This is a genomic window from Mesorhizobium sp. M0968 (assembly GCF_040319065.1).
GTDB lineage: Bacteria > Pseudomonadota > Alphaproteobacteria > Rhizobiales > Rhizobiaceae > Mesorhizobium.
In genome coordinates, this window is the sequence record NZ_JAMYNL010000028.1 from 23,633 (window position 1) to 36,387 (window position 12,755).

The window sequence follows — 12,755 nt, forward strand, 5'->3', positions numbered from 1 at the left end:
CGCCCCGATCCAATCGGCCGCCGCACTGTCGGTTGAGTGTGGCAACCGCTTTACTGCCTGAAAGCTCTGGAAAACTGGTCGGTGAGGGGCTTCATCAAGTAGGACCAGACACTGCGCTCGTCGGTTCTTATGTGGACTTCGGCGGGCATGCCCGGTTTGAGGATTTTCTCTCCTGTCAGGCACGTCGCTTCATTCTCGACGTCGATACGCGCCGAAAAAAAGGAAAGCTGGCGTTGCTGATCCTTGATCAGATCCGCTGAGACGCGCTTGACCGAGCCTTCGCAAGCAGGTGTGGTGCCGGCGTCGAACGCTGGAAAGCGGATCGACACCTGCTGTCCGGGATGAATCTCGTCGATACGCGACGGAGGAATGGAAGCGTCGACGACAAGGTTGTCGGAATCGGGCACAATCATCATGAGCACCTCTCCCGCGCCAATCACGCCTCCTACGGTATGGACCGAGGATTCTTGTACTGTGCCCGATTGCGGGGCACGAATGTCTGTCCTGCTGAGTTCGTCTTCGGCCACCACCTTGCGCTCACTGAGCTCGGTCTGCTTGGCTTCCGTTTCGCGAAGTTCGTTGGTCACGTCGCTCCGCATTTGTTCGTCGAGCTGAAGCACCTGCAGGTCCGTTTCACTGATGTGAGCTTGGACCTCTGCTATCGCTGCGACAAGGCGTCCCGATTCGCCGCGAGCCCGGGTCTTGTCCAGGCTGACATTGCTCAACCTCTCCTTGGACACCAACTTCTTTGCGTAGAGAGATTCGACATCCGCAAGGTTCTTGGTCAGCAGATCCAGAGACTCGTCCGTTGCAGACTGCTGCGATTTGAGGCCATCGATCTGACGTTCCAGCTGCTTCGCGCGGCTTTGTAATTGTGCCTTCTGGCCAGCCAGCGCCGCAGCACGGCTTTCAAACAAGGCACGCTCGCCACTGACAAGTGCCGCCACTTGCGGGTCGCCCATTTGAGCGCGAAGGTCGGGCGGGGTCTGCATTTCCGGCAGACCCTGGCGCTCGGCCTCCAGTCGGGCCAGACGAATGGTGGCGCGATTGAGGTCCTCGGTGACTATCTGCAGGTTTGCTCGGGTCAATGTGTTGTCCAGCCTGACCAACACATCGCCGGCCTTCACATGATCGCCGTCCTGAGCGAAGATTCCGCCGATGGTGCCGCCGGTTTGATGCTGGACTTTTTTAATGTTGCTTTCGACCACCACGGTTGCGGGCGCAATCACCGCGCCGGCAATCTTGGTCAATCCCAACCAGAGCCCTCCGCCAAAGATCAACAGCAAGCTGGTTGCCAGGCCCAAGAGCAGATTGGCCCGGATGCCATCCGGCTCTGGCTTCGTCTCCAACGAACGGCCTTCGCCACCGGCTGCGACGTATGACACGGCAACAGCAGAGCGATACCTCGCATATGCCCGGCTGCACCCTTGTGCGGCGGAACGACAATGTGCTGCTAGGCTCCGGACCAGAGTACCCCAGGGTAGATTGGCTCGAATCCCATCCGGCTGCGGCTTCTGCCCGGTCGGCGGGCCTTCGCCGCCAACCGCAGCATATGACGACATGGTCACGTTAGACACTAAGCAATACCTCACGCATGCCCGCTTGCACCGTGCTGCAGCGGAACGACAATGTTTGGCTTGTCCGGGCGCGGGAAGGGCCGGACCACATTTGCCAGAACGTCTTCGCGCGAGCCGAACGAATGGAGCATCCCGTTCGACAGGACGAGTACCTGATCGATGTTGACGAGAGCGGAGGGGCGATGCGCAACGACGATCACGATACCGCCGCGCCGACGCACTGCCAGGATTGCGCCGGCCAAAGCAGCATCACCGTCTGCATCCAGATTGGAATTTGGTTCGTCAAGAACGACGAGGAATGGATCGCCGTAAAGTGCCCTGGCAAGCCCGACGAGCTGCCTCTGCCCAGCCGAAAGGGCCGCGCCGCCTTCTCCGATGCGTGTTTGAAAACCCTGCGGAAGACGCATGATCATCTTGTCCACGCCCGCAGCCTTGGCAGCTGCCAGCACGCCTTTTGCGTCGCTTTTACCGCCGAACCTCGAAATGTTGTCGGCGATCGTCCCGTCGAACAGCTCAACGTCCTGCGGCAGGTAGCCAATATGAATGCCGAGCAGTTCTGAGTTCCACTGATCGAGCGAGGCGCCGTCCAATCTTACCGTGCCACGAAGCGGCTTCCATGCGCCGACCAAAGCGCGCACGAGCGTGGTCTTGCCGGAGCCGCTCGGGCCGACGACCGCCAACCCTGCGCCTCTCGCCAAGCGGAAGCTTACATTGAAGATGGTGGGCTTCTGCAGGCTTGGTGGCGCGACGGTCAATTCCTCGACCGCAAGCTCAGCCTTCGGGCCGGGCAGTTCCATTGGCTCTTGCTGGCTATCAAAAGCATCCAGGGCTGCCGCCAGCTCGGAATAGCTTTTGCGGGTTGCCAGAAACCCTCTCCAGTTTGCGATCGCCACATCGACCGGTGCCAGCGAGCGGCCCAGCAATATGGACGATGCAATGATCACGCCGGGCGAGGCCTCGCCGCCGATCACAAGGTAGGCACCAAGCCCCAGCACACATGATTGCAGGGCCATTCGGAGCGTCTTCGACAGTGAGCTTGCTGCGCCGACGACGTCGGAGAGCCGTTCCTGGTTCTTCAGATAAAGATGACTGACCTCGTTCCAGCGCCGGCTAAGCGGGGCGGAAAGGCCCATCGCCTGAACAACCTCTGCGTTGCGGCGGCCGGAGTCGGCCAGAAGCCGCTGCGCTACGAGTGTCTCAGATGCACGAGCCGCTGGTTTGCGGCCGATGATCTCGGCAACCACCGTCAAAAACACAACGGCACATGCGCCGAGCGTTGCCAGCACGCCAAGCGCGGGGTGCAGCAGATAGATGACCACCATATAAAATGGTATCCAGGGAGCGTCGAACAAGACTGTCGGCCCGAGCCCGGAAAGAAAGCCACGTAGCTGGTCCAGATCACGAAGCGGGTGTACCCGGTTCGCATCCGGCCCGGCGACGAGGGGCAGGGAAAGCGAGGCTGCGAACGCTTTTTGCTGCAGATTTCTATGCAGGCGGCTGCCGATGCGGACCAACAGGCGAAGCCTCACGAAATCGAGGAGCCCATAGGCCGCGTAAAGTCCCAGCATCCCGACTGTAAATCCGATAAGAGTCGGCACGCTCTGCGAAGGCAGCACGCGGTCATAGACCTGGAGCATGTAGACGGAGCCGGTCAAGGCGAGGATATTTATCAATGCCGAGAAAACGCCTACGCCGACGAGGCCGTGCACACAGCCGAACATTGCGGAGCGGAGATCGAGCGAGCGCCCTTTGGTCGACTTCATGATGTGCGCTCGTTGACGCGAAATTGCCGCGCAATCTCGTCGATTCTTTCGATGAGGGACAAACTTTAACCTTCCGGGAAGCAGCAGCCCCGCCCCGCTGCTGAACATTACGAATTGCTTACATACGTGCCTTCTTTGATTAAAATGTAGCAAAATCGTGACGCCAGGCTGAGAATTCGGCAACTGGCTCGCCAAGCTGGGGATAACCGGGTCAGGTAAGGAGATATTCCTAATCATGACACCCGGCAGAAGCTTATGATCATCTTTGTAGCATCAAGGCTTCAAAGCGTCTGGCGACGGATGGGTTTTGATTTTGTCGATCGAGAGTTAAACGGTTTTGAGATACACTTCATCGGTACGTCGGCCACCAACGCCGGCTAAATCGGGGAGGCGAGTGTCGTGAGCGAAGAGATCAATGTTGCCGATGCCTACGGCAGGGGGCGCAGCACCTTCATGGGATTGCAGTTGCTGGTCTCGCCCGGTGCGCTTGTTCCTCGGCCGGAAACGGAACTGCTCGGCAAGGCCGCTCTCGATGTCCTGAGCCAACTGAACCTGCCGGTGCCTCGCGTTGTCGACATGTGCTGTGGGGCGGGCAATCTGGCGTGCGCCATCGCGCACCACGCTCCCACCGCGCGCGTGTGGGCAAGCGATCTTACCGACGGATGCGTGGAGGTCGCGCGCCGCAACGTCACCCATCTTAAAATCGAGGACCGGGTAACGGTGCTTCAGGGCGACTTGTTCAGCGCCTTCTCAGGCTTGGAGCTCGACGGCACGATCGACGTGATCGTTTGCAACCCGCCCTACATTTCGGAAAAACGGCTCGAGGGCGACCGTTCGCATCTGGTCGAGCTCGAGCCGCGTGAAGCATTCGCAGCCGGCCCCTACGGCCTGAGCATCCACATGCGGGTGCTCAAGGAGGCGCCGCGCTATTTGCGGCGCGGAGGCATCCTGCTTTTCGAAGTGGGGCTTGGCCAGGATCGGCAGGTCATGAGTTTGCTCGAGCGTTCCAAGGCCTATGAGAGTATCCGGGCAGTCACCAACCAGGCCGGTGAGGTCAGGGTGGTTGTGGGACATACGAGGGCGCAGGCGTAAGCATCGCAGCCGCGGCAGGTAGACGCGCTGTCGCGGCTAGAAACGGCCGGGAAGTTGAAACAGAGTTGCGCGAGATTTCGGAAATCAGTTTCTCTTGCGTCAGTTTCTCTTGCGCATGACGTATTGCGCAATTCCCTCGATGGAATCGAGATTCTCCGGCAGCAGCTCGCTGTCTTCGACCGTGATGCCGAAGGTCTCCTCGATGAAGCCGATAACCTCGAGCACACCCGTCGAGTCCACGATGCCCTGGTCGAGGAGCGAGGTGTCGCTCTCCAGGCTCTCGGGATCGGCTATATAGAAATTCGAGGCCAGGAAAGCGCGAATTTGTTCGCTGCAGGTATCGGTTCTATCCTTGGTAGATAACATTTATTTCGCCTCCGGTACAAAAGATGAATGCTGATCAACTTCGCCCTGGTACCGACTCATGACAGGGCCGTTTTTTTGAGCTTACCCGTGTCGGTCATCGGCAGACTGGGTACGATGACGATGGACTTCGGAACCATGAAGTTTTCCAGCCGTCTCTGGCACTCTTTCTGCAACTGCTTTTCACCGATCATGCTTCCCTGCTCCATCACGACAAATGCCTTCACTGCTTGCCCGAGCAGTTCGTCCGGAACGCCGATGACCGCGGCTTCCCGTACGCCCGCAATGTTCATCAACACGTTTTCCACCTCCTTCGGCGCTATCTTCTCTCCGCGCGATTTTATGATCTCGTCGCCGCGACCGACGAAGTAGAGGTAGCCCTCGGCGTCCATCCGGCAGTAGTCGCCGGTGTATAGGACCTGCTCACCCGGCAGCAGGCCGGGCTTGAGCTTCCTGGCTGTCGCCTCCGGTTTGCCCCAATAGCCCTTCATCACCGTCGCTCCGCGGATGACGAGCTGACCAACGATGCCGGGGCCGACCCGCCTGTCATGCTCGTCGACAATCCACATTTCCGTATTGGGGATGGCGATCCCGACGCTCGACGGCTTTCGCTCCAGATCCTCCGGCGGCAGGTAGGTGCAGCGCTTGCATTCGGTAAGGCCGTACATCGAATAGATGCGGGCGCCAGAAAACAGTTCCTGCAGCAGGAGAATGTGCTTGAGCGGCAGGGCGGCCGCAGTGTTCGTGACGTAGCGAATACTCGAAAAATCCTGATCCCTGAGAGACCTGAGCTCCCCGAGTGCGGCGAAGATGGTCGGTACGCCGGGAAAACCCGTCACCCTTTCTTGCTTGATCAGCCCAAGGATCTGCGCCGGGAAGGCGAATGAGCGCTCAAGCACCAGCCGGGCGCCCGCGCCGAATGCCATGATCATCTGGTAAAGACCGTAGTCGAAGGCGAGCGGCAGGACATTGAGGATCACCTCGTCTTCGGCAAGCGCCAGGTATGAGGAAATCGAGGCGCACGCGGCGATCATGTTTCGATGCGTCAGCATCACGCCCTTGGGCTCGCCCGTCGAGCCGGACGTATAAATGATCGCAGCGAGATCGATGTCGATGCAGCGGCGCCAGGGCGGCGTGCTGTGGGCTGCCGCGACCGCGGTGTCCCAGCGCACAGCATGCGGCAATTCTTGCAGGTCGCTGTGTTCGATCGGCCCGGAGACGATCATGCGGCGCAACGATGGGCAATTCCGCGCCGGCTCGCTGAAAATCGAGTGCAGGTGTTTGTCGGTGATCAGTGCCGTCGGGCGGCAATCGTTGAGCAGATAATCAAGCTTGTCGCTTTTGGTGAGCGGATTGACGATGCACACCACGGCGTTGGCCTTTAGCACCGCCCAGAACGCAACGACGGCCTCGACAGTGTTGTCGGCGAAGACCACCACGCGATCGCCACGCGCAATTCCGGCATCGGTCAAATGGTGCGCTATGGCGTTCGAACGCATATCGAGATCGCCATAAGTGACGCGTTGATTGCCGCACACCAGGGCCACCTTCTCGCCGAGCCGGCTGGCAGAGTGGGTGAGATAGTCGTGCAGGAGCGGTACGGCGCCATGCATCATGCGAGCACCTCTTCGCGGTGTTCGCGGTCGATATCGATGCTGAGCTTGAGCGTGCGGGCCCCATTTGGACGGCTCGCGATAAATTGCCGATGGAGAAGCTGCGTCGACAGCACTCCGACCAGCGCCATATTGTCGGAGTTGGACAGGTCGCCGCCGCCGGCGCTGGCCTGGCACTTGCTCAAGAGCCGGGTGACCGACTTGGGATCGAAGACGTTCGCTTCGCGCAGCGCCGCCTCCGAAAGTGCTTCGCGAATATAGGCCGGAGCGCCATCTGCGACAAAGCAAAGCGCGTTGGGAGCCCGGTAAGGCTGCTTCTTGCGGGTGACGATTTCCGACGGCACGATCGGTTGCGCTACGCGCTTCAGCACATGCTTTTCATCGAGCACGCGCAGCTTGTAGGCGGCCGGAAGCGAATTCGCGAGTCTCACGAGTTCATGATCGAGGAACGGGAAGCGCCCCTCGACGGAATGAGCCATCAGCATTCTGTCCCCTTGTGAGGAAAGCAGGTATCCCGACATCAGCGTCTGAATCTCTATGTACTGGTCCTGCGCAAGAGAGCCCCATCGCGAAAACTCCGGCGGCAGGCGGGCAAGCAGTTCGGACACGGCGTTGCGGCGCTCCGTTTGGGCGCGTATGTCTGCCGAAAACAGCCGCTTGATGGCGCTTGTGGTACGCCAGCGCGTGCCATGCGCAAAACCTGGCGCGTCACAGGCGTGAATGTCGCGCCCGAAGAACTGGCGTGCCATTGCCTGCTGCTGCACCGGCGAGCGGCTGAGATAGGGATAGAGGCGCTCCAGCAGCCGCGAGCGTCGCGTCGAGGCGGGCTGGCGTCCCCAGAAGCGGCGGACCTTGCCCTCGCGGAACAAATCGTAGCCGGCGAACATTTCGTCGGCCCCTTCGCCGGTAAGCACGACCTTGATGCCGTGCTGGCGCACCAGTCTCGAGAGCAGGAACAGCGGCGCCGGCGCGGTCCTGAGGATTGGCCGCTCGGTGTGGTAGATCACCTCAGGGAAGATGCCAGCGATATCGCTGCGCGAAACAACCACCTCATGATGGTCACTGCCGGCCACGCCGGCAACCAAGCGCTGGAAATGCGTCTCATCATACTCGGCGTCGGCAAAACGCAGCGAGAAAGTCTGGAAGCGCTCGCCCGCGAAGCGTCTCCCCAGCGTGGCGACCAGCGAGCTGTCGAGCCCGCCGGACAAATAGCAGCCGACCGGCACGTCGGCGCGTACTATCCTGAGCGCCGTCGCGGCTTCCAGGGCGCTGCGCACTTCCTCCACCGCGTCATCAAGCGAGCCGGTGAATTCATCATCGCCGGGTCCGTCAACCTCTGGATAGTCAGGCTTCCAAAAAGCCCGCTCCCGGACGACGCCGCTGTCATAAATGCGGACATGCCCCGGCGTGAGTTCGCTTACTCCTCCAAACACGCCTTGTGGCGGCGCGACAGTCCAGAGTGTGAAAGTCTGATCGATGCCGGCTGGATCGAAGGCGCGGGGTATATCCGCATCGGCCGCGAAAATGGCCTTCACCTCGCTGGCGAAGTAAAGCCGCCCGCCATGCTCGCAAAAGTGCAGCGGGCAGATGCCGAACCGATCCCGAGACAAGACGAGACGACCTGCCACGGAGTCCCAGATGGCGACTGCCCACTGCCCATTCATTCGCTCGAAGGCGGCCTCGCCCCAGGCATGATAGGCATGGACGATGACCTCGGTGTCGCTGCGTGTGCGGAAGCGATAACCGAGCGCGACCAGATCTTGTCGCAGCTCGACGTAATTGAAGATTTCGCCGTTGAAGACGATCCACATCGTGTCGCCCGCGCCGGCGAGTGGCTGCTGGCCGCTTGCGAGATCGATGACGGACAGGCGGGCATGCGCCAATCCCGCACGTCTGTCCCGGTAAAGGCCGCGCTCGTCCGGGCCGCGATGCGCCAGCGCGCCCGCCATACGTATCAGCGCATCCCGGGAAGGGGGCGCCGCTGCGGCGCTCAGCGACACAATTCCGGCGATGCCGCACATCGCCTAGCCCTCGCCCATTGAAGAGGACACCAACGGCCGCGCGTGAAGATAACGTGCGGCGCGCCGCTTGCTGTCGATATCCTTGAAAACCTTCTGGACCTGCATCACCGTGAGGCTGGTTACCTCAGCGACGTCTTCGTCGGCGATCCCATGGTTCAAGCCGTAGAGGCACAGATCCATCAGATAATAAGGAAGCGCGAAGTAGAACTCCTCCTGACTCTGCGCCATCGAGAAGGTGTCCGTGGTGGGCGGTCTGCGCCGGACCTCTTCGTCCACCCCAAGATATTCGGCCAATTGGTAGACCTGGGTCTTGTAGAGGTGGACGATTGGCATCAGGTCGGCAATTCCGTCGCCCTGCTTGACGAAGAAGCCCTGGTCGTACTCCAGGCGGTTCGGCGTGCCCGCTACCGCGTAGTTGAGGCGGTCGGCATGGTAGTATTCGGTCATCTTGCGCAGGCGCTGCTTGTAGTTGGTTGCAGCGACGATCTGCAGATAGGCTGCCGACGGCAGGCGCACTGTGTCGGTCCTGCCCTCGGGGTCCTGAACCGTGAGGCGCGTGATGTTGAGACCGTTGCTCTCGAGAACCGAGGCGAGCACCAGCTTGCATTTCCAGCCGTCCCCATATTCGGGAACGACGGTCTGGATTGCTTCGGTCTGCCGTCTATAGGCGCCGGTCGCTTCCAGGGCCGGCGTTATATCCTCCAGGATCGTTTCGATACCAAGGTGTGCGGCGACAATGCGGCCGAGCCTCAGTGAGTCGCCGGAGGAATGGCGCTCCGGCATGAATATCCCGAGGACCTTGCCTTTCCCAAAGGCGCGAACACACAACGCCGCAACGACGGAGCTGTCGATGCCGCCTGAGAGGCCGACAACCACGCCTCGACGTCGCAGCGTGCCAAGGACCTGCTGGCGCAAGATCTGGACGATGCGATCGGCTTCCGCGCCAGCGTCGAGCACCAGGGCGTCTTTGCCGAATGATGAGATCAGGTCGATGGCTTGTACTCCAGTTTGCGAGACTCGATTGGCGAATAGGTTTTCGCCACCGCTTTCTCGATAAGGGGACGATTGGTGGTAAGGTGAGGCTCTACAACCAGATCGATGTGGCTGCCGACGATCGGAATCACGTCCAGATGGGCGAAGACGCTATCCCAGCCGATTGCCAGAGGCATTCCGGGTCGAGCACAGCGGAACAGGGTGCCTGTGATCGGCAGAGCCGGCTTTGGCTCGGCCACCCACTGGAAGAAGGCTTGCGCGCGCAAAACCTCTTGCAGTTCCAGTTTGGTTCTAAAGCTCGTCGCGTTGAACTGTCCTTGAGCGAAGCGGTCGAGAAACTGGACCAGTTGTGCCTCGCGCTTCATTGCCACGGCAACTTTCGCGAGGGCGCGGCAAGCCATCCGGTAAGCGGACACGCGGTTGGTTCGGATTCGATTGACTGTGCGCGTAAACGTCTCCCAGCGGGCGCTTCGCTCCCCGACGAGGCTGGTGTCGAGGATGCCGAGGAACTTTACGGTTCGCCCCGCTGCCAGCAGCCGCGCCGCAACTTCGAAGGCAACAGCGCCGCCGAGCGAATGGCCGAGAAGTCGTACATGGCCCGAGGGTTGGGCGCGGCGGATCTGGTCGACGGCGGCGTCGGCCATATCGGCGAGGCTGTCTTGTCCGCGCAGTATCATAGCCAGGGCCGGATACCTGATCGGGGCAACACGGGTCACCTTGCCCATCGCTGCTGCAAAGGCAGCAAGGCTCGGGCCATAGCCGACGGACCCCGGGAACAGAAAAAGAACGGGAGGGTCGTGCTTCTGGGCGCGCGCGCTTTGATCGCCTGCCTGGGCGGACACGACCGCCTTGACCATTTGCTCCAGGCTCATCCCGACGGTGAAGGCCTCAAGGCCGAGTTCCTGCCCGATGGCGCTTTCGATTTCCATGACGCAGTGCAGCAGCTTCAGCGAATCTCCTCCGGCGTCATCCCAGCGTCCTGCCGCCACGCGCGTATTGAGAATGCTGGTCCATGCCCGCTGGACGACCTGCTGCGCGGTCAGCTTGCCTTGCGGCTCGAGCGGACGCGCGGTCGGCGCTGTCTCTCTGGCTGAAAGATCCATCTCTGCAAGTGTCGTGATGTCGACTTTGCCGCTCGGCAGACGCGGAATCTCGGCGATCGTGTGCAACCGCAAGGGACGCAGCGGCGGCGGCAGATTGGTCCTGACAAGCTGGCGAAGCTCGTCCGAAAAGGTCGCTTCGGCCGAGCGCCGAGGAATAGCAAAGGCGACAAGCTCATTCGCGGCCGTGACGATTGCCACGGCATCCGCGACAGAGGGTGCACAACGCAGCACCCGTTCGAGTTCGGCTGGCTCGACGCGTCGACCGTTGATTTTTACCTGGCGCCCATTGCGACCGACGATGTGCAGCAGGCCTTGATCATCAAGTCGAACGAGGTCACCTGTCGCGAAAATCCGAAGGCCTGGATCGTGCGGGTCTGATGTTGCCGGCACAACCGCCCCGTCCTCCCAATGGCCAAGCAAGACATACGGGCTCCTGATCAGAAGCTCTCCGCTACGGCCCGGTTGAACGCGGCGGCCCGCTTCGTCGACAATTGCGAAGGTGATTCCAGGCAGCAGCCAGCCAACTGGAACCGAATCTCCATGCTCTGGCCAGTCTCGCGGCAGGAACCATTGCGAACCGGTGGTCTCGGTTGACGAGTAACCGATCTGGATAAGGCACGTATCGGAGACGGCCTTGCGCAGCAGGGCGATGTCGGTCCAGGGCACCTTCTCGCCACCGATCCGGGCGACTCTGAGTGAATGGAACGCTTCTGCAGGTCCGTCTGCCATAAGCGCGCGAAGCAGTGCCGGCACCAGATAGGTGATTGTCACGTTTTCGGATCGCACCAGGCGTTGAACGGCGCGCAAGCCGACCGCTTCGACTTCGACCAGATGCAAGGTGGCGCCGGTGAGAAGAGCAGCAAGAATCTCCCGGCACCCGGCGATTGTGGCCGGTCCTGTCAATGGCAGGAAAACATCATCCGAGTTGATGTGGCACGCATCGACATATTGCTGGACCCGGCACAGCAAGCTGCGCTGGCTGTTAACGATGCCTTTGGGCCGGCCCGTACTCCCTGACGTATAAAGCACGATGGCGGGCGCATCGACCGAGACGGAATAAGAACGAGGCACTTGCCCAGCCTGCGAGGCCGCCCTGGTCGACACATCGATCCAACTGACCAGGTGAGGCAAACCATCGGGTCGGACATTGCCCTCGCCCAGGACAGCTGAGAGCCGCGCCCCGGCCACGATTTCAAGGATACGCGAGCTAGGATCTCGCGCGTTGAGTGGCACCGAAGGCCGCCCAGCCGTCATGCTTGCCAGCATGGCAATGGGATACCAGGCCGAGTTGGCCTGAAGAATCCCTATCGCCTGTCCGTCTGGGACGGCCGCCGCGATCTGGTGGGACAGCGTCTCGACTGACCGGAGGAGCTGGGAATAGGTCAGACGATTGGCGCCGTCGCTGATTGCAAGCTTGTCGGGGTACTGGCGGACGACATTTCTCAGGTGATCGAAGGCCGCAATGTTGGTAAAATCGACGCCCAATCTTTGAAATGGACGCAGTACGGGACCACCCTGATCCAGTGCGTATTGTGGGACACTTGACCAATTATCGGAGGTCGTTGTCTGACAATCCACCGCTAGATCCTGATCCGCGATTTCTGATCCCAAATATGCCGAAGACATGAGTTGCCTACGCTAAGATTAGGGTCACTTATCGCCCCCCGCCCCAATCTTTTCATCGATCATTCTGATGATGCCCCGATCTTCCTCAAGGACGCTTGGTTAGTCACTTCGCCTGTTTCGCAAGCCACCGGCCGAACCAATCATGCCGGGCTCGCTGGCTGTTGTGGTGCGCATGACACGGACACATGCCAAGGCGGGCTCGAAGACCACGGTGGGGTCGAAGATGGAATTGCCGCTATTCAGGCATATTGCCTATTCGGTGGTTCTCCCGCGCGATACCGGCGATGCTTCGGTATCGGAATAGCTGCCGGGGACGAAACAATATGCATAGATCTGTCCCCGATTTTCGTCGGTCACGCGGATCCAATCCTTTTCCCACGTTCGGAAGGTAATACGCCCGTCCGTCATCATGGCTGCGGCTCTGAACGGACTCGGCGCGTTGACAACGCGCACCGAGATAACATCGTCGCCGTCCATACGCTCGACGAGATACGTCTGCATGAAAGCCTCCCCATGCCCCCGCTAGATCACCCGCACTTTAACGCCGGCTAATGAATTCGGTTGCAACTGCTTGGCGAAACTTTGGGTCCGATACTTTCCGTAC

General features: G+C 60.6%; 9 protein-coding genes. 1 reads left to right on the top strand and 8 read right to left on the bottom strand.

Annotated features, from left to right (window positions below; all coding sequences use genetic code 11):
- Window positions 1-50 precede the first annotated feature (50 nt).
- A complete protein-coding gene (locus NKH67_RS28895) occupies window positions 51-1,349 on the bottom strand; it encodes an HlyD family type I secretion periplasmic adaptor subunit (RefSeq protein WP_352472472.1) in 1,299 nt (432 codons plus the stop codon).
- Window positions 1,350-1,588: 239 nt separating this feature from the next.
- Window positions 1,589-3,340 (bottom strand): type I secretion system permease/ATPase, encoded by a 1,752-nt coding sequence (locus NKH67_RS28900; protein ID WP_352472473.1) that lies wholly within the window; start codon window positions 3,338-3,340, stop codon window positions 1,589-1,591.
- 399 nt (window positions 3,341-3,739) lie between these two features.
- Here NKH67_RS28900 and NKH67_RS28905 point away from each other — a divergent pair, with 399 nt between their 5' ends.
- Window positions 3,740-4,432 carry a N5-glutamine methyltransferase family protein gene (locus NKH67_RS28905; protein ID WP_352472474.1) on the top strand — a complete coding sequence of 231 codons (693 nt, stop codon included), beginning with the start codon at window positions 3,740-3,742 and terminating at the stop codon, window positions 4,430-4,432.
- 99 nt (window positions 4,433-4,531) lie between these two features.
- On the opposite strand, the gene NKH67_RS28910 is transcribed toward NKH67_RS28905, so the two are convergent.
- From NKH67_RS28910 to NKH67_RS28935, 6 genes are all read right to left on the bottom strand, one after another.
- Complete coding sequence (locus NKH67_RS28910; protein WP_023675628.1) at window positions 4,532-4,798, bottom strand: acyl carrier protein; 267 nt, start codon at window positions 4,796-4,798, stop codon at window positions 4,532-4,534.
- Window positions 4,799-4,854: 56 nt separating this feature from the next.
- Window positions 4,855-6,411 (bottom strand): class I adenylate-forming enzyme family protein, encoded by a 1,557-nt coding sequence (locus tag NKH67_RS28915; protein ID WP_352501381.1) that lies wholly within the window; start codon window positions 6,409-6,411, stop codon window positions 4,855-4,857.
- Window positions 6,408-8,429: an asparagine synthase (glutamine-hydrolyzing) gene (gene asnB / locus NKH67_RS28920; RefSeq protein ID WP_352501380.1), complete on the bottom strand. Its 2,022-nt coding sequence runs from the start codon at window positions 8,427-8,429 to the stop codon at window positions 6,408-6,410. The genes NKH67_RS28915 and asnB overlap by 4 nt, the downstream gene beginning before the upstream one ends.
- Window positions 8,430-8,432: 3 nt before the next feature.
- On the bottom strand, window positions 8,433-9,416 hold the full coding sequence (gene nadE / locus NKH67_RS28925) for an NAD(+) synthase (protein ID WP_352501441.1): 984 nt from the start codon (window positions 9,414-9,416) through the stop codon (window positions 8,433-8,435).
- The gene (locus NKH67_RS28930; protein WP_502893824.1) at window positions 9,413-12,151 is read right to left on the bottom strand and encodes an AMP-binding protein; all 2,739 of its coding nucleotides are present in this window, start codon (window positions 12,149-12,151) and stop codon (window positions 9,413-9,415) included. The genes nadE and NKH67_RS28930 overlap by 4 nt, the downstream gene beginning before the upstream one ends.
- Window positions 12,152-12,403: 252 nt before the next feature.
- The gene (locus NKH67_RS28935) at window positions 12,404-12,652 is read right to left on the bottom strand and encodes a hypothetical protein (protein ID WP_352501378.1); all 249 of its coding nucleotides are present in this window, start codon (window positions 12,650-12,652) and stop codon (window positions 12,404-12,406) included.
- Window positions 12,653-12,755 lie beyond the last annotated feature (103 nt).